Annotated in this window: 22 protein-coding genes; 18 read left to right on the forward strand and 4 right to left on the reverse strand. The window is 56.8% G+C overall.

Features of this window, described 5'->3' with window-relative positions; translation table 11 throughout:
- Positions 1-8 precede the first annotated feature (8 nt).
- Both manA and M2433_RS04145 read left to right on the forward strand, forming a co-directional pair.
- Entirely contained in the window at positions 9-1184 is a 1176-nt protein-coding gene (gene manA / locus M2433_RS04140; protein WP_429052989.1) for a mannose-6-phosphate isomerase, read from the forward strand.
- A gap of 99 nt (positions 1185-1283) precedes the next feature.
- Positions 1284-2816: a YdgA family protein gene (locus M2433_RS04145; RefSeq protein WP_429052990.1), complete on the forward strand. Its 1533-nt coding sequence runs from the start codon at positions 1284-1286 to the stop codon at positions 2814-2816.
- Positions 2817-2855: 39 nt separating this feature from the next.
- Here M2433_RS04145 and M2433_RS04150 read toward each other — a convergent pair whose 3' ends face one another.
- Positions 2856-3710, reverse strand: coding sequence for an alpha/beta fold hydrolase (locus tag M2433_RS04150; protein WP_429052991.1), 855 nt, complete (start codon positions 3708-3710; stop codon positions 2856-2858).
- 15 nt (positions 3711-3725) lie between these two features.
- A complete protein-coding gene (locus M2433_RS04155) occupies positions 3726-4706 on the reverse strand; it encodes an MBL fold metallo-hydrolase (RefSeq protein WP_429052992.1) in 981 nt (326 codons plus the stop codon).
- A gap of 107 nt (positions 4707-4813) precedes the next feature.
- Between M2433_RS04155 and M2433_RS04160 the strand changes: the two genes are divergently transcribed.
- Positions 4814-5710 carry a LysR family transcriptional regulator gene (locus M2433_RS04160; protein ID WP_429052993.1) on the forward strand — a complete coding sequence of 299 codons (897 nt, stop codon included), beginning with the start codon at positions 4814-4816 and terminating at the stop codon, positions 5708-5710.
- Positions 5711-5712: 2 nt separating this feature from the next.
- On the opposite strand, the gene M2433_RS04165 is transcribed toward M2433_RS04160, so the two are convergent.
- Positions 5713-6741 (reverse strand): Mal regulon transcriptional regulator MalI, encoded by a 1029-nt coding sequence (locus tag M2433_RS04165; protein ID WP_429052994.1) that lies wholly within the window; start codon positions 6739-6741, stop codon positions 5713-5715.
- 177 nt (positions 6742-6918) lie between these two features.
- On the opposite strand from M2433_RS04165, the gene malX reads away from it, so the two are divergent.
- The 3 genes from malX to add all read left to right on the forward strand — a co-directional run bounded on the left by malX (position 6919) and on the right by add (position 10830).
- Positions 6919-8511: a maltose/glucose-specific PTS transporter subunit IIBC gene (gene malX, locus M2433_RS04170; RefSeq protein ID WP_429052995.1), complete on the forward strand. Its 1593-nt coding sequence runs from the start codon at positions 6919-6921 to the stop codon at positions 8509-8511.
- Positions 8512-8559: 48 nt separating this feature from the next.
- Entirely contained in the window at positions 8560-9732 is a 1173-nt protein-coding gene (locus M2433_RS04175; RefSeq protein WP_429052996.1) for a MalY/PatB family protein, read from the forward strand.
- Positions 9733-9828: 96 nt separating this feature from the next.
- Positions 9829-10830: an adenosine deaminase gene (gene add, locus M2433_RS04180; RefSeq protein WP_429052997.1), complete on the forward strand. Its 1002-nt coding sequence runs from the start codon at positions 9829-9831 to the stop codon at positions 10828-10830.
- A gap of 53 nt (positions 10831-10883) precedes the next feature.
- On the opposite strand, the gene M2433_RS04185 is transcribed toward add, so the two are convergent.
- The gene (locus M2433_RS04185) at positions 10884-11924 is read right to left on the reverse strand and encodes an oxidoreductase (RefSeq protein WP_264438845.1); all 1041 of its coding nucleotides are present in this window, start codon (positions 11922-11924) and stop codon (positions 10884-10886) included.
- A gap of 244 nt (positions 11925-12168) precedes the next feature.
- Between M2433_RS04185 and blr the strand changes: the two genes are divergently transcribed.
- From blr to gstA, 12 genes are all read left to right on the forward strand, one after another.
- Positions 12169-12294, forward strand: coding sequence for a division septum protein Blr (gene blr / locus M2433_RS04190; RefSeq protein ID WP_168112406.1), 126 nt, complete (start codon positions 12169-12171; stop codon positions 12292-12294).
- A gap of 231 nt (positions 12295-12525) precedes the next feature.
- Entirely contained in the window at positions 12526-12741 is a 216-nt protein-coding gene (gene ydgT / locus M2433_RS04195) for a transcription modulator YdgT (RefSeq protein ID WP_013096896.1), read from the forward strand.
- Between the two features lie 86 nt (positions 12742-12827).
- Complete coding sequence (locus M2433_RS04200) at positions 12828-13268, forward strand: DUF2569 domain-containing protein (RefSeq protein WP_047348777.1); 441 nt, start codon at positions 12828-12830, stop codon at positions 13266-13268.
- 76 nt (positions 13269-13344) lie between these two features.
- Positions 13345-13926 carry an electron transport complex subunit RsxA gene (rsxA, locus tag M2433_RS04205; RefSeq protein ID WP_008500564.1) on the forward strand — a complete coding sequence of 194 codons (582 nt, stop codon included), beginning with the start codon at positions 13345-13347 and terminating at the stop codon, positions 13924-13926.
- A complete protein-coding gene (gene rsxB / locus M2433_RS04210) occupies positions 13926-14504 on the forward strand; it encodes an electron transport complex subunit RsxB (protein ID WP_429052998.1) in 579 nt (192 codons plus the stop codon). The genes rsxA and rsxB overlap by 1 nt, the downstream gene beginning before the upstream one ends.
- A complete protein-coding gene (gene rsxC / locus M2433_RS04215) occupies positions 14497-16527 on the forward strand; it encodes an electron transport complex subunit RsxC (protein ID WP_429052999.1) in 2031 nt (676 codons plus the stop codon). Before rsxB ends, rsxC begins: the two co-directional genes overlap by 8 nt.
- Positions 16528-17580 carry an electron transport complex subunit RsxD gene (rsxD, locus tag M2433_RS04220; RefSeq protein WP_429053000.1) on the forward strand — a complete coding sequence of 351 codons (1053 nt, stop codon included), beginning with the start codon at positions 16528-16530 and terminating at the stop codon, positions 17578-17580. It abuts the gene before it with no gap.
- 10 nt (positions 17581-17590) lie between these two features.
- Positions 17591-18211, forward strand: a complete 621-nt coding sequence (gene rsxG / locus M2433_RS04225; protein WP_047348780.1) for an electron transport complex subunit RsxG — start codon at positions 17591-17593, stop codon at positions 18209-18211.
- A gap of 2 nt (positions 18212-18213) precedes the next feature.
- On the forward strand, positions 18214-18900 hold the full coding sequence (locus tag M2433_RS04230; RefSeq protein ID WP_429053002.1) for an electron transport complex subunit E: 687 nt from the start codon (positions 18214-18216) through the stop codon (positions 18898-18900).
- Positions 18897-19532 (forward strand): endonuclease III, encoded by a 636-nt coding sequence (gene nth, locus M2433_RS04235; RefSeq protein WP_042719087.1) that lies wholly within the window; start codon positions 18897-18899, stop codon positions 19530-19532. Before M2433_RS04230 ends, nth begins: the two co-directional genes overlap by 4 nt.
- Positions 19533-20123: 591 nt before the next feature.
- Complete coding sequence (dtpA, locus tag M2433_RS04240; RefSeq protein WP_059312019.1) at positions 20124-21632, forward strand: dipeptide/tripeptide permease DtpA; 1509 nt, start codon at positions 20124-20126, stop codon at positions 21630-21632.
- Between the two features lie 100 nt (positions 21633-21732).
- Positions 21733-22338 carry a glutathione transferase GstA gene (gene gstA / locus M2433_RS04245; protein WP_429053003.1) on the forward strand — a complete coding sequence of 202 codons (606 nt, stop codon included), beginning with the start codon at positions 21733-21735 and terminating at the stop codon, positions 22336-22338.
- Positions 22339-22354: the final 16 nt, after the last annotated feature.

Below are 22354 nucleotides of genomic sequence, written 5' to 3' on the forward strand. Positions count from 1 at the left end.
GCTTGATAATGCAAAAACTCATTAACTCGGTGCAAAACTACGCCTGGGGAAGTAAAACTGCGTTAACGGATCTCTACGGTATCGCCAACCCGAACAACCTGCCGATGGCAGAACTGTGGATGGGTGCACACCCGAAGAGCAGCTCAAAAGTTGAAGACGCCAGCGGCCAGGTACGCAGCCTGCGCGACGCGATCGACGCCGATAAAACCGCGCTGCTGGGCGACAAGGTTGCTCAGCGCTTCGGCGAACTGCCGTTCCTGTTTAAAGTGCTGTGCGCCGACCAGCCGCTCTCCATCCAGGTTCACCCGAACAAGAAAGCCTCTGAAATTGGCTTTGCGAAAGAGAACGCGGCGGGTATTCCGTTAGACGCTGCCGAGCGTAACTACAAAGATCCTAACCATAAGCCAGAGCTGGTCTTTGCGCTGACTCCGTTCCTGGCGATGAACGCCTTTCGCGAGTTCGCCGAGATCGTCTCTCTGCTGCAGCCGGTTGCCGGCGCGAACAAGGCTATCGCCCACTTCCTCGAAAACGCCAATGCTGAAGGCCTGAGCCAGCTGTTTGCCAGCCTGTTGAACATGCAGGGTGAAGAGAAATCCCACGCGCTGGCGGTGCTGAAAGCGGCGCTGAACGCGCAGCAGGGTGAGCCGTGGGATACCATCCGCCTGATTTCTGAGTTCTACCCGGACGACAGCGGCCTGTTCTCCCCTCTGCTGCTGAACGTGGTAAAGCTGAACCCGGGCGAAGCGATGTTCCTGTTCGCAGAAACCCCGCACGCCTACCTGCAGGGCGTGGCGCTGGAGGTGATGGCCAACTCCGACAACGTGCTGCGCGCGGGCCTGACGCCGAAATACATCGACATCCCTGAGCTGGTTGCCAACGTGAAGTTCGTGGCGAAACCTGCCGCAGCGCTGCTGACTCAGCCGGTGAAAAATGGCGCAGAGCTGGACTTCCCTATTCCGGTCGATGATTTTGCTTTCTCCCTGCACGACCTGAGCCAGACAGAAGCGACCATTGCTCAGGAGAGCGCGGCAATCCTGTTCTGCGTGGAGGGCGAAGCGACGCTGCAGAAAGGCCATCAGCGTCTGGTGCTCAAGCCGGGCGAGTCGGCTTTTGTTGCAGCGAACGAGTCGCCGGTTAGCGTGAGCGGCACCGGTCGTCTGGCGCGCGTTTTTAATAAGCTATAAGCACTTACTGAATTTTTTAACAACTCTTGCTAAGCTAGTTTAAGGCTTTATATCTCCGGGCGGTTTTTACCGCTTGGTTTCATTTTAGGGATAGTCGCAATGAAAAAATCGGTCGTAGCGGTTGGAGTGATTGTAGCGTTAGGCGTGGTCTGGACGGGTGCCTCCTGGTTTACCGGGAAACAGCTGGAAGGTCGTCTGGCGGAAATGGTGGCGCAGGCGAACGGAGAGATTAAGCGCAGCGCGCCGGAAGCGGGTCTTGAGCTAAGCTACCAGAATTATGAGCGCGGCGTGTTCACCAGCCATATGCAGGTGGTGGTGAAGCCGGCGGCAGGTAATCAAAATGGCTGGCTGAAACCGGGTCAGAGCGTGGTGCTGGACGAAGTGGTGAGCCACGGTCCGTTCCCGCTGGCACAGTTAAAGTCATTCAACCTTATCCCATCGATGGCGTCCGTTCATACCGTGCTGGTGAACAACGACCTGACGAAACCGCTGTTTGACCTGGCGAAGAATGAATCACCTTTCGAGATTGACACCCGCATCAGCTATGCCGGTGACACCAGTTCCGATATCGCTCTGAAAGCGCTGAACTACGAGAAAGAGAATGAGAAAGTGGCCTTTAGCGGCGGTCATTTCAAACTTGATGCTGACCGCGACGGAAACGTCTTCTCCCTGACGGGTGAAGCGGAAAGCGGTCTGGTCAATGCCGTGAACGAATATAACCAAAAAGTACAGCTCACCTTCAACAACCTGAAAGCCGACGGCAACAGCCGAATGACCGACTTTAAAGAGCGCATCGGCGACCAGAAACTGTCTCTCGACAAGGTTGCCATTGCGGTTGAAGGCAAAGAGATGGCCGTGCTGGAAGGCATGGATATCAACGGCACATCTGACGTTTCCAAAGACGGCAAGAGCATCAACACGCAGCTGGACTACACGCTGAAGAGCCTGAAGGTCCAGAATCAGGATCTCGGTACCGGCAAACTTTCGCTGAAGATCGGCAATATTGACGGCCAGGCGTGGCACGAATTTAGCCAGAAATACAGCAAAGAGAGCCAGGCGCTGCTGACCGATGCCGCGCTGCAGCAGAACCCGGAGGTGTACCAGCAGCAGGCCATGGCGGTGCTGTTTAACAACCTGCCTATCCTGCTGAAGGGCGAGCCGGTGGTCACCGTTGCGCCGCTGAGCTGGAAGAACAGCAAAGGCGAAACCAGCTTTAACCTGTCTCTGTTCCTGAAAGATCCGGCAACCGCAACGGGTGAACCCCAGACGCTGGCGCAGGAAGTGGATCGCAGCGTGAAGTCGCTCGACAGCAAGCTGGCCATCCCGATGGATATGGCGACCGAGTTTATGACCCAGATTGCGAAACTGGAAGGCTACGGCGATGAAGACGCCGGCAAGCTGGCGAACCAGCAGGTGAAAGGCCTGGCGGCGATGGGCCAGATGTTCCGCATCACGAAGGTGGATAACAATACGATTTCCACCAGCCTGCAGTATGCCAACGGCCAGGTGACCCTCAACGGCGATAAAATGCCGCTGGAAGACTTTGTCGGAATGTTTGGTATGCCGACGCTGGGCATGCCGGATCCGGCTGAACCCGCAGCGCCAGCCGAACCGGCAGCGCCGCAGCAGTAAACAACAAAACCCCTCGGATGAGGGGTTTTTTATTGCCCGTTACATTCTCCATCCCGCCAGGAAATCCAGCAGCAGCGCGTTCACTTTCTCTGGCTGCTCTTCCTGCGGCAGATGACCGCACTCATCAATACCGTACGCCCGCAGGTTATCCGCCATTTCGGCCCAGACGCTTTGCATATCGAAGAGCTTGCCAACCGCGTGAAAATCATTGCCCCACAGCGACATGACCGGGCAGGTAATTTTCACGTCAGCGTCTGCCAGATCCTGCGCCACATCCTCTGCGTTAGCGCGATAGTCAGCCATTGCGCCCCGCACGGCACCCGGCGCCTGATACGCCCGTACGTAGGTGTCAAACGCCTCACCGCTGATGGTTGACGGGTCGTAGGTCCAGTCCGAGAAAAAGTGGCGCAGCCATACGTTTTCTCGACCCGCAATCAGGGCTTCCGGCAGGTCGGGCACAAGATGAAACAGGAAGAACCAGTATGCACGCGCAATTGAAGCATTCAGATCGCGCGCCACGATACGCGTTGGCACGTTGTCCATCACCACCAGGCGGTCGAGTAACTCGGGATAATCTTTCGCAAAGCGGGTCGCAACCCGCGCCCCGCGATCGTGCCCTATCAGCACCACTTTCTCCAGACCCAGCACCCGCATCAGTTCCCGAATGTCACGCGCCATGTTCCGTTTATCATAACCGGAAGCCGGTTTATCCGTTTCCCCATATCCGCGGAGATCGGGCGCAATCACGCGATAGTGGCGGGATAAAACCGGTATCTGATGGCGCCAGGCATAGTTTGTTTCTGGAAAACCGTGCAAAAGAATAACCGGCGCGCCTTCACCCTCTTCGACCACAAACTGACGGATACCGTTTGCCGTTACAGTGTAACTTTTCATGCGAATAGCCTCACTTTATTTCAGCAAAGGCACATGGGCCGCGCGTTGATAAGGACCGTAATTTACCGGATTCCAGCGGTAGCCCTGCTGCCAGGCGGTGATATGCCCGATACCCGGGAAAGGCAGATGCGCCGCGGCCATCCACTCGCCGTCTTTCGCCAGCGCGTTAAATTCCTGCGAGCGGGATGAGACGGCTTTTTTCGGTTCGACATCGAAACGAATAGACACTTCAGGATGCGGGAACTGGACGGCAGGAGCATGAATCAGGTCTCCAGTGAAGTTAATAGCCGTTCCCTGTGAAGCAAACCGATAAACGGTGCTGCCGGGCGTATGGCCAATGGCATAGGCCGTCTGGACTTCAGGAATAGGCGAAGCGGGCGGAACAAAGGTTTTGAGATGTCCGGTGGCTTTATACGCAGCCAATGCATTCCGGGCGATAGCGAAATAGGGTTTCGCATTCGCAGGCGCGCTCGCTTCCTTAGCCGGATCGAGCCAGTAATCGGCCTCCCCCTGCGGCACATAGACAGTGGCATTAGGGAACAACGCCTTGCCGTCCGCATCGCTCAGGCCACACACGTGGTCAAGATGAAGATGGGTCAGGAAAATCGTATCGACCTGCTCGGGGCGATAACCTGATGCGTTCATATTGCCGATGAGCTGGCCGGCCGTTTCCGCCATGCAGTGCCCGCCCCCGCTGTCAATCATGACCAGGTGTTTACCGGTATTCACCAGAAAGGCGTTGAAGGCGGTAGGCATGCGCTCGGCATCGATTTTTTGTTGTGCCAGCAGTTTGCGAACCGCATCGGATGAAAGGCCTTGCAACAGCGTGGGCGAAAGATCGTTATAGCCGTCGAACAGCGCCGTCACCTCGTACTCCCCTACGGCAAGGCGATAATAGCCGGGGACCTGCTGTTTCACCTGCGCGGGTGCATCTGCCCACGTTGCGCTCGCAAACAGCATGCCACTGAACGCCAGAACCGTTTTCAACTTTTTCATCTTCACTCCACATTCATGTTTATCAGGATGTGAAGAGACTATGGCAGCGTAACGACAAATAATGTAGATATGTAATTTGATAAGGCAGCATAACGAAAAACGAGATAATGAGACTGGAAGATATTGAAGTTTTTGTAGAAGCCGTCAGGGCGGGTAGCCTCGCCGGCGCCGCGCGTCGGCTCTCCATGAGCGCCATGGCCGCGTCGCGCGCCCTGACTCATCTCGAAGCGGAGCTGGGGGTTAGGCTGGTACACCGCACCACGCGTTCGCTCTCGCCCACCAGCGACGGGGATATTTTTCTCCCTCACGCGCAGGCGCTACTGGAAGATAAAAGCAACGCGCTTGCCGACCTGTTTCCCGACGGGACCCACCTTTCCGGACGCCTGCGCATTACCGCCTCAGCGGGATTTGGCCGGAAGATTGTGGCTCCCATGCTGACCCGGTTCATGCAGCAGCATCCCGCCCTGCAGGTCGATTTGCTCGCCACCGACGAACAGGTTGATATTGTCGGCAAAGGCATAGACGTGGCGTTACGCATTGCGCCGCTGCGCGATAACCGGCTGGTTGCCCATCGCCTGTGCCATAACCCGCGCGACCTCTGCGCCAGCGCGGAGTATCTGGCAGCAAACGGTTATCCAAAATCAGTTAACGATCTGGCGGCACACAGCTGTCTGACCACGTCAGACACGGTCCACTGGTCTTTCGAACGGGGTGAACAGCGCTACAAACAGAAGGTATCGGGACGATTCTCCGCGAACTCTGTCGAGGCCATTTTCGAAGCCTGCCTCGGCGGGATGGGCATCGCTAATTTATCTCGCTGGTATTTAGAACCGGCGTTCAGAGAGGGGAAACTCGTGCGCATCGTCCTGGAGGATGCCGAGCCGGAGTCGCTGGCCGTGTGGGCGGTCTATCCGACCTCCCGCCTGATCCCGGCAAAAGTACGAAAGTTTGTAGAAGCCCTGGAGGCCGAGCTGCTGCTCAACCCGCTTACGCAACAGACCTGAGATTATTTCACCGTCACCAGCCGCGCCGCCACAATCTGGTGCCCGGCCTGGACATCCGTATTCTCGATGCGCTGCATGATCCTGTCCGCCAGCGTGTAGCCCATCTCCCGCGCGGGGGTCGTGGCCCAGACGATCGGGAGATCGTCCAGCGCGTTTTCGCCGACGTCGGCGAACGCCCCCAGCGCCACCTGATGACCGAAGAACGTTTCTACCCCACCCTCGCCGCTCTGGCGTCCGGCGCGGATCAGGCCAAACCAGGCGCCCATGGCAATCACGTCGTTATAGCAAATCACAGCGCTGATCGTCGGGCTGCTTCGCAGTAGCGCGCCTATCGCTTCCGCCGCTTTCTTCTGGCTGGATTCACACTCCACGACCCATTCGCTGTGGAACGGCAGGCCGTATTTAATCAGCGTTGCGCAGTAGCCGCCGACCCGCTCGGCGCGCGTCAGCGACGAGCTTTTCCCACCCAGCCAGGCGATGCGCTGATGCCCGCGACGAATAAGATGTTCGGTCAACATTTGCGCGGCCTGCATGTTATCCGGTCGCAGCGTATCGGCCTCGTCGAGGTAGCTGGCGCGTGAAGCAAACACCAGCGGTACGCCTTTTTCGGCGGCTCGCTCGCACAGCTCGCTGCCCACGCCCGACGCCCCTGCGACGATCACGCCGTCCACTCCCTGGTTTAACAGCATATCGAGCCGGGAGAGAAGCTGTTCGGCCTCGCGCCCGCCGTGCAGCAGAAAGACCATTCTCCCCTGCGCTTCAAGCGCTTCGGTTAACCCTGCGGTCAGCTCCGCATAGAACGGTGACGTCAGGTCGCGAACAATCAGGCCAATCACCCCGCTTTGCCCGCCGCGCAGCGCCGACGCCTGGCGATTACGCACAAAGCCCAGCTGCTCAACCGCCTCGTTAACCCGCTGACCGGTTGCGGGCGAGATACGCCCTTTCCCGCTCAGCACCAGAGAAACGGTGCTGACGGAAACGCCCGCCGCCAGCGCGACATCGTTGATGGTGATTTTTTTCGCTACAGCCATGTGTCGGCGTGACTCCCTGAAATGAGATCGGTAAAACGTTTTATCAATACGTTATCTTTATACTACCAGTCAAAGCCTGAGAATGTGATTTAGCGCGCACTAAACTTTGATAAAACGTTTTATCTTCTCGCAGCATTGAGGCAGACAAACTGATTTTAACAATAAAGGAGTCGTTTTATGACGGCGAAAGCAGCACAAAAAATATCGCTGTGGGAATTTTTCCAGCAACTGGGTAAAACCTTTATGCTGCCCGTGGCACTCCTCTCGTTCTGCGGGATCATGCTCGGGATCGGCAGCTCGCTAAGCAGTAAAGACGTCATTACGCTGATCCCGTTCCTCGGCGCGCCCGCGCTGCAGGCGATCTTTATCTGGATGAGTAAAGTCGGCTCCTTCGCCTTCAGTTTCCTGCCCGTCATGTTCTGTATCGCTATCCCGCTGGGCCTGGCGCGCGAGAACAAAGGCGTCGCGGCGTTTGCCGGGTTTGTGGGTTACGCGGTAATGAACCTTGCGGTCAACTTCTGGCTTACCGCAAAAGGCATTCTGCCGACCACCGACGCTGCGGTGCTGAAAGCCAACAACATTCAGAGCGTGATTGGCATTCAGTCTATTGATACCGGGATCCTCGGGGCGGTGATCGCCGGGGTGATTATCTGGATGCTGCACGAGCGCTTCCACAATATCCGTCTGCCGGATGCCCTGGCCTTCTTCGGCGGCACCCGCTTTGTGCCAATTGTCACCCTGGTGGTGATGGGCCTGTTTGGTTTGATCATTCCGCTGATCTGGCCGGTCTTCGCGATGGGCATCAACGGCATTGGCCGCATCATTAACGGTGCGGGAGATTTTGGTCCGATGATCTTCGGCACCGGCGAGCGCCTGCTGCTGCCGTTTGGCCTGCAGCATATCCTGGTGGCCCTGATTCGCTTCACCGAAGCAGGCGGTACCATGGAGGTATGCGGTCATGATGTGAGCGGTGCGCTGACCATCTTCCAGGCGCAGCTGAGCTGCCCGACCACCCACGGCTTCTCCGAGAGCGCAACCCGCTTCCTGTCTCAGGGTAAAATGCCGGCCTTCCTCGGTGGCCTGCCCGGCGCCGCGCTGGCCATGTACCACTGTGCACGCCCGGAAAATCGTCATAAAATTAAGGGCCTGCTTATCTCCGGCGTGATTGCCTGCGTCGTGGGCGGTACCACTGAGCCAATCGAATTCCTGTTCCTGTTCGTTGCGCCGGCGCTGTATCTGATTCACGCCGTGTTAACCGGTCTGGGCTTTACCGTGATGGCGGTGCTGGGCGTCACCATCGGCAACACCGACGGCAACGTGATCGACTTCGTGGTGTTCGGGATCCTGCACGGACTGTCCACCAAGTGGTACCTGGTGCCGGTCGTGGCGGCTATCTGGTTCGCGGTGTACTACGGCATCTTCCGCTTCGCAATCACCCGCTTTAACCTGAAAACGCCGGGTCGTGATGCGGATACCGCCACCAGCGTAGAGCAGGCGGTTGCCGGGACCGTGGGTAAATCCGGCTATAACACTCCGGCCATTCTGGCGGCGCTGGGCGGCGCGGATAACATTACCTCTCTGGATAACTGCATTACCCGCCTGCGTCTGTCGGTGGCGGATATGTCGAAAGTCGACACCAACGCCCTGAAAGCCAACCGGGCCATCGGCGTGGTGCAGCTCAATCAGCACAATTTGCAGGTGGTTATCGGCCCGCAGGTACAGTCAGTGAAGGATGAGCTGGCCACCCTGATGCGAACAGTTGAAGCCTGATGCCTCAGCCCCCTCGCCATGAGGGGGTTTTACGTTAAGGAATAAAGCATGTTTGATTTCTCGACCGTCGTGGACCGACACGGCACCTGGTGTACGCAGTGGGACTACGTTGCGGACCGCTTTGGTGCAGCCGATTTGCTGCCCTTTACCATCTCCGATATGGATTTCGCTACCGCCCCCTGCATTACCGACGCGCTGCATGACCGTATTAATCACGGCGTATTGGGCTACAGCCGCTGGAAAAATGACGAATTCCTGGCCGCCATCGCGCACTGGTTCCAGCAGCGCTTTAGCAGCCGGATTGATACTGGAAGCGTTGTGTATGGACCTTCCGTCATCTATATGGTTTCCGAGCTGATACGGCTTTGGTCAAACCCTGGCGACGGCGTGGTGGTCCACACCCCGGCCTATGATGCCTTTTACAAGGCCATTGAGGGCAATGCGCGTCACGTGGTGCCCGTTGAGATGCAAAAACAGCCGGCGGGCTGGCAAGGGAATATGGCTGCCCTTGAAGCCGCCCTGGCGAAACCCGAAAACAAAATTTTGCTGCTGTGCAGCCCGCAAAACCCCACCGGCAAGGTCTGGACGCGGGATGAACTGACGCACATGGCGGAGCTGTGCGCACGCTATGACGTGGCGGTAATCAGCGATGAAATCCATATGGACATGGTGTGGGGCGAACATCGCCACACGCCGTGGAGCGAGGTTGCGCGCGGCAAATGGGCGCTTCTGACTTCCGGCTCGAAAAGCTTTAATATTCCGGCGCTCACGGGCGCTTACGGCCTGATCGGCGATGAAGCGAGCCGAAACGGCTACCTCAGCGCGATAAAAGGCCGCGACGGACTCTCTTCCCCCGCCGTGCTGGCGCTGACGGCGCACATCGCCGCCTATCAGGAGGGAGCGCCGTGGCTGGATGCCTTACGCCATTATCTCGAAGCGAATTTGCTGTATATCGCTCGCGAATTAAACGGCGCTTTTCCGATACTGAACTGGCAGCCGCCGGAAGCGACCTATCTGGCCTGGATTGACCTTCGTCCGCTGAACGTTGACGATCGGGCGCTGCAAAAAGTGCTGATCGAGCAGCAAAAGGTCGCCATCATGCCGGGATATACCTACGGAAAAGAAGGAAACGGCTTTGTGCGGCTTAACGCCGGCTGCCCGCGCAGCAAGCTTGAGCAAGGGGTTCAGCGACTGATTGCCGGTATTAATACGCTCCTGTAATCAATTTGCGCAACGGAATACTCCCTTGCGCAAATAGCTTTTTACCTCGTTTTGTTTTTATAATATGGCGCACTTTAACCAGAAAAGAGTGCGACCATGATTGATACACGCCTGCCTTTAACTGATATTCATCGTCACCTTGACGGTAACATTCGTGCCCAAACCATCCTCGATCTTGGCCGCCAGTTCAATTTAACGCTTCCCGCTCAGACGCTTGAGTCTCTGATCCCGCATGTACAGGTGACCTCTAATGAACCTGACCTCGTCAGCTTCCTGAGCAAACTCGACTGGGGCGTGAAGATGCTGGCCTCATTGGATGCTTGCCGCCGCGTGGCGTTTGAGAACATAGAAGATGCGGCCCGCAACGGCCTGCATTACGTTGAGCTGCGCTTCTCGCCGGGCTATATGGCGATGACCCACAACCTGCCCGTTGCGGGCGTGGTGGAAGCGGTCATTGAAGGCGTGCGTGAAGGCTGCAAGACCTTCGACGTTCAGGCCCGCCTGATCGGTATTATGAGCCGCACGTTCGGCGAGGCCGCCTGTCTGCAGGAGCTGGAAGCGCTGCTGGCCCATCGCGATGCCATCACCGCCGTCGACCTTGCAGGCGATGAGCTGGGCTTCCCGGGCAGTCTGTTCCTTTCCCATTTCAACCGCGCGCGCGATGCCGGCTGGCACATTACCGTCCATGCGGGTGAAGCAGCGGGTCCGGAAAGTATCTGGCAGGCCATCCGCGAGCTGGGCGCCGAGCGCATCGGTCACGGCGTGAAGGCGGTTGAAGATCGCGCCCTGATGGATTTCCTGGCGGAGCAGCGTATCGGGATTGAGTCATGTCTGACGTCCAACATTCAGACCAGCACCGTCGCTTCACTTGATAAGCACCCGCTGAAAACCTTCCTCGAGCACGGCGTGCTGGCCTCGCTGAACACGGACGATCCGGCGGTACAGGGGGTGGATATTATCCACGAGTACAATATCGCCGCGCCGCAGGCGGGTCTGAGCCGCGATCAAATCCGCCAGGCGCAGATCAACGGCCTGGAAAGTGCCTTCCTGACGCCTGCAGAGAAGCAGGCGCTGAAAGATAAAGTGGCTCGCGGTTGAGCATTTGCCGGGTGGCGGCTACGCCTTACCCGGCCAACATACATATTTAAACCTTATGCCAGACAGAGCGTGGCGCGATGTTTGGCAGATTCAATGCCCAGCTCAATCAGCTCCATGATCTGAATCGCCTGGCTGGCCGGAACCGGATTCTCCCCCGTTCCGTTCAGCGCATCGCGTACGGCCGCATAATACGCCGGATAATTCCCCGGGATCGTCAGCAAGGTTTCTTCCACCAGCTCCTCACCTTCCACCCGCGTCACAACGCCGTCGCGCATGTCATAGCCCCAGTCTTCCTGCGGCAAGCGTTCGCCGTTTTTCAGGCGGTCCTCCTGCGGATCGAGACCAAACTTCACGTAGCTCCCGCGCGTGCCGTGAATAATGTACCGGGCCGACTCGGCGGCCGCGACCATCGTGCCGTGCAGCACAATCCGCCGCTGGGGGTAACTTAATACAGCGTGGAAGTAATCGGTTGTCTGCGCCCCCGGCCTGAGCTGGGCCAGATCGACCGTCATGCTCACCGGCAGACCAAAAAGATTTACGGCCTGATCCAGCAGATGCGGGGCTAAATCGTACCAGATGCCGCTGCCCGGCCCGGCCTGCTCGCGCCAGCGGTTGCGAACCTGCGGGCGGAAACGGTCAAAGTGCGATTCAAAAAAGGTAATCTCCCCAAGCGTGCCTTCGCTGAGAAGTGCTTTCACGGTCAGAAAATCGCTGTCCCAGCGGCGGTTGTGGAAAACCGACAGCAGCCTGCCCAGACCTTTTGCCAGCGCGTCCAGCTCGCGCGCCTGGGACAGCGTGACGGTAAAGGGCTTATCGACAACCACGTGCTTACCGGCTTCCAGCGCGGCCTTTGCCAGCGGAAAGTGGGTATCGTTCGGCGTGGGGATAACGATTAAATCAATATTCGGATCGTTGAAAAGATGTTTAGGCTCAGAGACAACCGGCACGGAAGGCCAGTCGGCATGGACTTTAGCGGCATCGCTGCTGGATACCGCCGCCAGCGCCATCCCCGGCGTACCGGCTATCAGAGGCGCATGAAACGTTTTGCTCGCGTAGCCGTATCCAATTAGCCCGACGCGGATATTATCACTCATAGTGCCATCCTCATTTTATGACGTTCTTATTTCATACTGGCTAGTCTGGCTTTACCACAGATTAATAATGAGCCATATGACGTAAAATAGCAGGTTGTACCGGCTGTTTTTGTTACATAGTATTAACCTGCTGATTTTGTTTAAGGGAACCGTTCCCAAAGCCCTTGCCGCCGGGAAGCGCTCGCTGTAACATTTGCACCCAGTATTTATGGATAAAGTACAATTACGAATTATGACGTCAATAATTAATCGAATCATTGAATTAGCGGGATGGATTGTTCTTGGGGTATCGGTCATTTTGCTCGGCGTTGCCAGCCATATCGATAACTACCAGCCGCCGGAGCCTGTCACTGTCGCCCAACCTAAGTAACCGGTTACCGCAATAAAGAGTGACATAATATGTCAGTTACGTATTGCCAGCCCTGGTGAACACGGTTAACCTTCTCTTCCAGGCATCGTCTGATGCCTGAATTTCAGCAAAGAAAACTCCTAATTTCGTCACGTTACCTGAGTGGGCTGTTTACGTCTTTATTAATCCGTTTATTATTCGAACAAATTACCTTAACGGGTATTACTCACTTTTATATGGAAACTTATTAATATGACAGTTCAGGACTATTTATTAAAATTTCGCAAGATCAATTCGCTTGAGAGCCTGGAAAAACTGTTTGACCATTTGAACTACACCCTGTCGGATAATCAGGACATCATTAATATGTATCGCGCCGCAGACCATCGCCGTGCGGAGCTGGTTTCCGGCGGCCGGTTGTTCAACGTTGGCGAAGTACCTAAATCCGTATGGCGTTACGTTTTATAAGAAAGTAGCCATCCGCGCGAAATGTTATATACTCTCCGCCCTGCAAACTGGCTGTACAACATTTCGCGCAGATTATGGGAGAGTTCATGACCGCAACGCCTGGAGAACGCATTGGTGGCTGGTTAATCGCCCCACTGGCATGGCTGCTGGTTGCTTTATTAAGCGCATCACTTGCGCTGCTGCTTTATACCACCGCGCTGGTTACCCCTCATGCTATCCAGACCCTGATGTCGCAAAGCGTGCTTAATATTGCGCTGTGGTTTGTGTCGTTCGTTTTCGCGATAGGGATGTGGTACTACACGCTGTGGCTGACGATCGCCTTCTTTAAGCGCCGCAAGAGCGTGCCTAAGCACTACATTATCTGGCTGCTGATTTCGGTCCTGCTGGCGGTGAAGGCGTTTGCTTTTTCGCCCGTTTCTGACGCCCTGGCCGTTCGCCAGCTGCTTTTCCCGTTGCTGGCTGCCGCGCTGCTGGTGCCCTACTTCAAGCGTTCGACGCGGGTGAAAAAGACCTTCGTGAACCCGTAATAACCCTACAGATAACCTGTTGTCGCCTGCGTGGGTTTGTCCGATAATAGGCGGCTTTTTTATTTCAGGCTAAATAATGACCGATTACTTACTGCTCTTTGTCGGCACCGTGCTAGTGAACAACTTCGTTCTGGTGAAGTTCCTTGGCCTGTGTCCGTTTATGGGCGTTTCCAAAAAGCTGGAAACGGCTATGGGTATGGGACTGGCGACGACCTTCGTTATGACGCTGGCGTCCATCTGTGCGTGGTGGATCGATACCTGGATCCTCATCCCGCTGGGGTTAACCTATCTCCGTACGCTGGCCTTTATTCTGGTTATCGCGGTGGTGGTGCAATTTACCGAAATGGTGGTGCGCAAAACCAGCCCGGCGCTCTATCGCCTGCTGGGTATCTTCCTGCCGCTGATCACCACCAACTGCGCCGTGCTGGGCGTGGCGCTGCTGAACATCAACCTTGGCCATAACTTTATGCAGTCGGCGCTGTATGGTTTTTCTGCGGCAGTCGGTTTCTCGCTGGTCATGGTGCTGTTCGCCTCCATTCGCGAGCGCCTGGCGGCAGCGGATATTCCTGCGCCCTTCCGCGGTAACGCGATTGCGCTGGTGACCGCAGGTTTAATGTCTCTGGCCTTTATGGGCTTTAGTGGTCTGGTGAAGTTGTAATGAGTGCTATCTGGATTGCCATCGCCTCTATCAGCGTTCTGGGGTTGGTGTTTGGCCTTATCCTGGGTTACGCCTCCCGCCGTTTCGCGGTAGAGGACGATCCTGTTGTTGAGAAAATCGACGAGCTTTTGCCGCAAAGCCAGTGCGGGCAGTGTGGCTACCCCGGATGCCGCCCCTATGCCGAAGCGGTAGGGATTCAGGGTGAAAAAATTAACCGCTGTGCGCCCGGTGGCGAAGCGGTGATGCTGAAAATCGCGACCCTGCTTAACGTTGATCCGCAGCCCGTTGACGGCGATGCGGAGGTGCAGGAGCCGGTACGCGCCCTGGCCGTGATCGACGAAGCGAACTGCATCGGCTGCACCAAATGTATTCAGGCCTGCCCTGTTGACGCCATCGTTGGCGCAACCCGCGCCATGCACACCGTGGTGGCGGATCTGTGCACCGGCTGTAACCTCTGCGTGGCCCCCTGCCCGACGCAATGTATCGAGCTGCGCCCGGTTGAAACGACTACCGAAAGCTGGAAGTGGGATCTTCAAACCATTCCGGTTCGCAATATTCCTGTGGAACAACATGCTTAAGTTATTTTCTGCTTTCAGAAAAGAGAAGATTTGGGACTTCGACGGCGGTATTCATCCGCCGGAAATGAAAACCCAGTCCAACGGCACCCCGCTGCGTCAAATTCCGCTGGCGACGCGCTACGTCATGCCGCTCAAGCAGCACATCGGTGCCGAGGGTGAGCTGTGCGTGAAAGAAGGCGATACCGTGCTTCGCGGCCAGCCGCTGACCTTTGGTCGCGGACGTATGCTGCCGGTACACGCCCCGACCTCCGGTAAGGTGGCGGCCATCGCCCCTCATACGGTGGCTCATCCGTCTGCGCTCTCCGAACTGAGCGTAATTATTGAAGCCGATGGCGAAGACCGCTGGATCGATCGTGACGGCTGGAGCGACTACCGCTCCCACAGCCGCGAAGCGCTTATCGAGCGAATTCATCAGTTCGGCGTAGCCGGCCTGGGTGGCGCGGGCTTCCCAACCGGGGTCAAGCTGCGCGGCGGTGGCGATAACATTCAGACGCTGATTATTAACGCCGCCGAATGTGAACCGTACATCACCGCCGACGACCGTCTGATGCAGGACTGTGCCGCCCAGGTGGTGGAAGGTATCCGCATCCTCGCGCACATTCTGCAGCCGCGGGAAGTGCTGATTGGTATCGAAGACAATAAACCGCAGGCTATCTCTATGCTGCGCGCCGTGCTGGCCGGTAGCCATGATATCAGCCTGCGCGTCATTCCGACCAAGTACCCCTCTGGCGGCGCAAAACAGCTGACGCAAATACTCACCGGCAAGCAGGTTCCGCACGGCGGACGCTCTTCGGATATCGGCGTGCTGATGCAGAACGTCGGCACCGCGTATGCCGTGAAGCGCGCGGTGATTGACGGCGAGCCGTTGACCGAGCGCGTCGTGACGCTGACCGGCGAATCGGTCTCTCGCCCGGGCAACGTCTGGGCGCGTCTGGGTACGCCGGTGCGTCATCTGCTGGAACAGGCTGACTTTTGCCCGGGCAGCGATCAGATGGTGATCATGGGTGGCCCCCTGATGGGCTTTACCCTGCCGTGGCTCGATGTGCCGGTGGTTAAAATCACCAACTGCCTGCTCGCGCCTTCACCGACCGAGATGGGCGAAGAGCAGGAAGAGAAAGGCTGCATCCGCTGTAGCGCCTGCGCCGATGCCTGCCCGGCGGATCTGCTACCGCAGCAGCTTTACTGGTACAGCAAAGGCCAGCTGCACGATAAGGCGAAGGCCCATAATCTGGCCGACTGCATCGAATGCGGCGCCTGCGCCTGGGTCTGCCCAAGCAACATTCCGCTGGTGCAATATTTCCGCCAGGAGAAGGCTGAGATTTATGCCATCTCGATGGAAGAAAAACGCGCTGCGGAAGCTAAAGCGCGCTTTGAAGCGCGCCAGGCGCGGCTCGAACGCGAAAAAATCGCCCGTCAGGAGCGCCATAAGCAAGCCGCCGTTCAGCCAGGTGAGAAAGATCAGGATGCGATTAACGCCGCACTGGCGCGCGTTCGCGAGAAAAAAGCGACCGCGGCGCAGCCTGTCGTGATCCCGGCAGGTGAGAAACCGGATAACAGCGAAGCGATTGCCGCGCGTGAAGCACGTAAGGCCGCAGCGCGCGCCCGACAGGCTGAAAAAGCGCAAACGGCCGAGGCGGGTGCTGAAGTCGATCCGCGCAAAGCCGCCGTTGAAGCGGCGATTGCCCGCGCCAAAGCCCGCAAAGCCGGAGAGCAGCAGGTAGTCGTCGAGCAAGAAGCGGTCGACCCACGCAAAGCCGCCGTTGAAGCGGCAATTGCTCGCGCCAAAGCCCGTAAGGCAGCGCAGCAGGCACCCGAATCAGAAGCAGAAGCAGAAGCACCACCGGTCGACCCGCGCAAAGCCGCCGTCGAAGCGGCAATTGCCCGCGCCAAGGCCCGTAAGGCGGCGCAGCAGGAAGAGCAACCGCAGGCCGCCAACGATGACCCGCGCAAGGCCGCCGTTGCCGCCGCCATCGCGCGCGTTCAGGCGAAGAAAGCCGCACAGAAAGCAGTTAACGAGGATTAAATGGTTTTCAGAATCGCAAGCTCCCCTTACACCCACAATCAGCGCCAGACGTCGCGCATTATGATGCTGGTCTGCCTGGCGGCACTGCCGGGCATTGCCGTTCAGTGCTGGTTTTTCGGCTGGGGAACCCTGTTCCAGATAATCCTGGGCTGTGCCAGCGCCCTGGCGGCGGAAGCCCTTGTGCTCAAGCTGCGCAAGATTCCCGTTGCCCGCATTCTTGCCGACAACTCCGCGCTGCTGACCGGCCTGCTGCTGGCCATCAGTATCCCGCCGTTTGCACCGTGGTGGATGGTGGTTCTCGGGACCGTTTTCGCCGTGATCATTGCCAAACAGCTGTATGGTGGCCTGGGCCATAACCCATTTAACCCGGCGATGATTGGCTATGTGGTGCTGCTGATCTCCTTCCCGGTGCAGATGACCAGCTGGCTGCCGCCGCACGAGATTGCGGCCACGGTTCCGGGCTTTATGGATGCCCTGCACGTTATCTTCACCGGCCATACGGCGCTCGGCGCTGATATGAACGCGCTGCGTATGGGCGTGGACGGCATTAGCCAGGCGACGCCTCTCGATACGTTTAAAACGTCCCTGCATGCCGGAAACAGCGTTGAGCAGATTATGAAATCTGCCATCTATAGCGGCATGCTGGCCGGTGCTGGCTGGCAGTGGGTCAACCTGGCGTATCTGCTGGGCGGGCTGTTCCTGCTGCAGCAAAAAGCCATTCGCTGGCATATTCCGGTCAGCTTCCTCGTGACGCTGACGGTCTGCGCCACGCTGGGCTGGGTATTCTCTCCTGAATCACTGGCCAGCCCGCAGATGCACTTGCTCTCTGGGGCGACCATGCTGGGCGCCTTCTTTATCCTGACGGATCCGGTTACGGCGTCAACGACTAACCGCGGGCGCCTGATCTTCGGCGCGCTGGCAGGGCTTCTGGTATGGCTCATCCGCAGCTTTGGCGGATACCCGGACGGCGTGGCCTTTGCCGTCCTGCTCGCCAACATTACCGTTCCGCTCATCGACTATTACACGCGTCCGCGCGTGTACGGCCATCGCTAAGGGTTTCGCCATGCTAAAAACGATGCAAAAACACGGCGTCACGCTGGCTGTCTTCGCCGCGGTTCTGACGGGCCTGACGGCCCTGGTCAATGCGTTGACTAAAACCACGATAGAAGAGCAGGCCACGAAGCAGCAAAAAGCGCTGTTCGATCAGGTGATCCCGTCCGATTTCTACGATAATGACCTGCAAAAAAGCTGCTTTGTTGTAGACGCGCCGCAGCTTGGGAAAGGTACGCACCGCCTCTTTATCGCCCGCAAAGGCGATAAACCGGTAGGCGCAGTCATGGAAGCGACGGCGCCCGACGGCTATTCCGGCGCCATTCAGCTGCTCGTCGGCAGCGATTTCTCGGGCACGATACTGGGCACCCGCGTGACGGAACATCATGAAACGCCGGGTCTTGGCGACAAAATTGAAACCCGCCTGAGCGACTGGATCCTGCACTTTGCCGGTAAAGTTATTCATGGTGAAGGGGATACCGCGTTTGCGGTGAAGAAAGACGGCGGCGAGTTCGACCAGTTCACCGGCGCGACCATCACGCCGCGCGCGGTGGTGAACGCCGTAAAACGAGCCGGGCTGTATGCTGAAACGCTGCCCGCGCAAATCAACAATCTTCCGGCCTGTGAGGAGTAATCATGAGCCAGGTTAAAGACGTTATCGTCCAGGGATTGTGGAAGAACAACTCCGCGCTGGTACAGCTTCTGGGGATGTGCCCGCTGCTGGCGGTGACGTCCACCGCCACCAACGCGCTCGGTCTGGGTCTGGCGACCACGCTGGTGCTGACCCTGACCAACCTCTCCATCTCTGCCCTGCGCCGCTGGACGCCGTCGGAAATACGTATTCCGATTTACGTCATGATCATTGCGTCGGTGGTCAGTATCGTCCAGATGCTGATTAACGCCTACGCGTTCGGCCTGTACCAGTCGCTTGGGATCTTTATTCCCCTGATCGTCACCAACTGTATCGTGGTCGGTCGTGCGGAAGCCTTCGCGGTGAAAAACAGCCCGGCCATGTCGGCGCTGGATGGTTTTTCCATTGGCATGGGCGCCACGTGCGCCATGTTCGTGCTGGGCTCGCTGCGCGAGATCCTCGGGAACGGTACGCTGTTTGACGGCGCGGACGCGCTGCTCGGCGGCTGGGCCAAAGCGCTGCGCATTGAAGTGTTCCATACCGATACGCCATTCCTGCTGGCTATGCTGCCGCCTGGCGCGTTCATTGGCCTTGGCATGATGCTGGCGATAAAATACCTGATTGATGAAAAACGTAAGCGCCGCGCGGCAGAGCGCAGCGTCCAGGAAGGGATACCCGAGAAGGCCACATGAATAAAGAAAAGCGCATTGCGATCCTGACCCGTTTGCGGGACGAGAACCCGCACCCGACGACGGAGCTGAATTTTACCTCCCCGTTTGAGCTGCTGATCGCCGTGTTGCTCTCTGCGCAGGCTACCGACGTGAGCGTCAATAAAGCTACCGCCCTGCTCTATCCGGTCGCCAATACGCCGAAGGCCATGCTGGAGCTGGGTGTGGAAGGCGTGAAGTCCTACATCAAAACCATCGGCCTGTTTAACAGCAAAGCCGAGAACGTCATTAAGACCTGTCGAATCCTGCTGGAGCAGCACGGCGGCGAAGTGCCGGAGGACCGCGCAGCGCTGGAAGCCTTACCGGGCGTGGGGCGCAAAACGGCGAACGTGGTGCTTAACACCGCGTTTGGCTGGCCCACTATCGCTGTTGATACGCATATTTTCCGCGTGTCTAACCGGACGAACTTTGCGCCGGGGAAAAATGTCGAGCAGGTCGAAGAGAAGCTGTTAAAAGTAGTTCCCGCCGAATTTAAGGTTGATTGCCATCACTGGCTGATTCTGCACGGGCGTTATACCTGCATTGCCCGTAAGCCTCGCTGCGGCTCCTGCATTATTGAAGATCTCTGCGAATACAAAGAAAAAGTCTATTCCTGATTATCCCATCCCCATACCAAAAGAAGGGTAAATGCACGCTCTTCTTTTGGCCGTTATTTGTTCGCCATTCCTTTCCATTGACCTGTCACTTGTTCGGCTGTTTAACGCTCAAACAGGTTAATACTTTTTTCATAGCCAAAAATTTCTATACATCTGTGATCGCGATCGCCCTGATAACTTCATGTTGATTTTTTGTTGTCAAAATCTGCATAAACCCTATGTGGCATAAGATATCTCCGCCTCAAAACCGAAGATAAGACCAGTGATTTTTCAGATTATGGGCTATATGACTGCCACAAACGGCAAATAGCAGAACATATTGCCACAAGCCGGTGATTGAGGGTGATTGCCAGACGAAAAAACTACCTTTACTCATCGTATGAAATTTAACGCTGAATAACATTTGCGTGAACCGACGATTATACCACTCCAGATATATGTAACAGATCATTACAAACGTATTGCCAGATGGGGCAGGATAGTGAACATTACCCGCCGTTTCTCCTCCCAATATAACTATAAGGCGGATGGGCTACGGCCTTCACGCGATGAACACCCCCGTTAATATGGGATGTAAAAAAAGAGGTATATGTGTCGACTGCAAACAATAAACCAACAGATGAAAGCGTGAGTCTTAACGCTTTTAAACAACCTAAAGCGTTCTATCTCATCTTCTCTATCGAGTTATGGGAGCGTTTTGGTTATTACGGCCTGCAAGGGATCATGGCGGTTTACCTGGTAAAACAGCTGGGTATGTCCGAAGCCGATTCCATCACGCTGTTCTCCTCCTTCAGTGCTCTGGTGTACGGCCTGGTCGCTATTGGCGGCTGGCTGGGTGATAAAGTTCTCGGAACGAAACGCGTCATCATGCTGGGTGCCATTGTCCTGGCGATTGGCTATGGCCTGGTTGCATGGTCAGGGCACGATGCTGCTGTGGTGTATATGGGTATGGCGACGATTGCCGTCGGTAACGGTCTGTTCAAAGCGAACCCGTCCTCCCTGCTCTCTACCTGCTATAACAAAGACGATCCGCGTCTGGACGGTGCATTCACCATGTACTACATGTCCATTAACATCGGTTCGTTCTTCTCTATGCTGGCAACCCCATGGCTGGCGGCGAAATTCGGCTGGAGCGTGGCGTTCGCGCTGAGCTTCGTCGGTATGCTGATCACCGTGGTGAACTTCCTGTTCTGCCGCAGCTGGGTTAAAGATTACGGTTCAAAACCGGACTTCGAGCCTGTGCACATGGGCAAACTGCTGGCGACCATCGTGGGCGTGGTGATCCTTGCCGCAATCGCTACCTGGCTGCTGCACAACCAGGGTATCGCACGTGCGGTTCTGGGCGTGGTTGCACTGGGTATCGTGGTTATCTTTGCGAAAGAAGCATTCGCCATGCAGGGGGCTGCCCGTCGTAAGATGATTGTGGCGTTCATTCTGATGCTGGAAGCGATTATCTTCTTCGTCCTGTACAGCCAGATGCCAACCTCTCTGAACTTCTTCGCGATTCGTAACGTTGAGCACTCTATTCTGGGCATCGCATTCGAACCCGAGCAGTATCAGGCGCTGAACCCGTTCTGGATCATGATTGGTAGCCCGATTCTGGCCGCTATCTATAACAAGATGGGTGACCGTCTGCCGATGCCGCACAAGTTCGCTATCGGCATGGTGCTGTGCTCCGGCGCGTTCCTGGTGCTGCCGCTGGGTACCAAATTTGCCACCGACGCGGGTATCGTGTCCGTCAACTGGCTGATCCTGAGCTACGCGCTGCAGTCTATCGGCGAGCTGATGATTTCCGGTCTGGGTCTGGCAATGGTTGCCCAGCTGGTTCCACAGCGTCTGATGGGCTTCATTATGGGTAGCTGGTTCCTGACCACGGCCGGTGCGGCAATTATCGCTGGTAAGATTGCGAACCTGATGGCTGTGCCGGAAAACGTCACCGACCCGCTGGTCTCTCTGAACGTCTACGGTACCGTGTTCATGCAGATTGGTATCGCTACTGCGGTTATTGCAGTACTGATGCTGCTGACCGCTCCGAAACTGAATCGTATGACTCAGGACGACGACAAGACGGCTGAAGCGACCAAAACCGCTACCGCGTAATATTATTGAGAAACGACGAGCCGCTAATGCAGATTAGCGGCTTTTTTTTTATCCTTTCGCGCACTAACATAGCTGAAACCTCAGCAAAAAGGAGTTACCGATGAAACTGTTCTATAAACCGGGCGCGTGCTCTCTTGCTTCCCATATTACTCTGCGCGAGAGCGGCAAAGATTTCACGCTGGATGGCGTTGATCTGATGAAAAAACGTCTGGAAAACGGCGATGACTATCTTGCCATTAACCCGAAGGGACAAGTTCCGGCGCTCTTGCTGGATGACGGTACTCTGCTGACCGAAGGTGTCGCGATTATGCAGTTCCTGGCCGATAGCGTGCCGGATCGCCAGCTGCTGGCGCCGGTCAGCACGATTTCGCGCTACAAGACGCTGGAATGGCTGAACTACATTGCGACCGAACTGCACAAAGGCTTTACGCCGCTGTTCCGTCCGGATACGCCGGAAGAGTTCAAACCAACCCTGCGGGCCCTGCTGGAGAAAAAACTGCAGTACGTCAACGCATCGCTGAAGGACGATCAGTGGATCGGCGGGTCGCGCTTCACGATTGCCGATGCGTATCTCTTCACCGTGCTGCGCTGGGCGCGGGCGGTCAAGCTGAACCTAGAAGGGTTAGACCATATCGCATCATATATGAAACGCGTGGCGGAGCGCCCTACTGTGGCTGCGGCGCTGAAAGCGGAAGGGTTGAACTAACCGAGCGGCCTGTGTT

The organism is Enterobacter sp. AC1, from assembly GCF_050434705.1.
Lineage (GTDB): Bacteria > Pseudomonadota > Gammaproteobacteria > Enterobacterales > Enterobacteriaceae > Enterobacter > Enterobacter cloacae_L.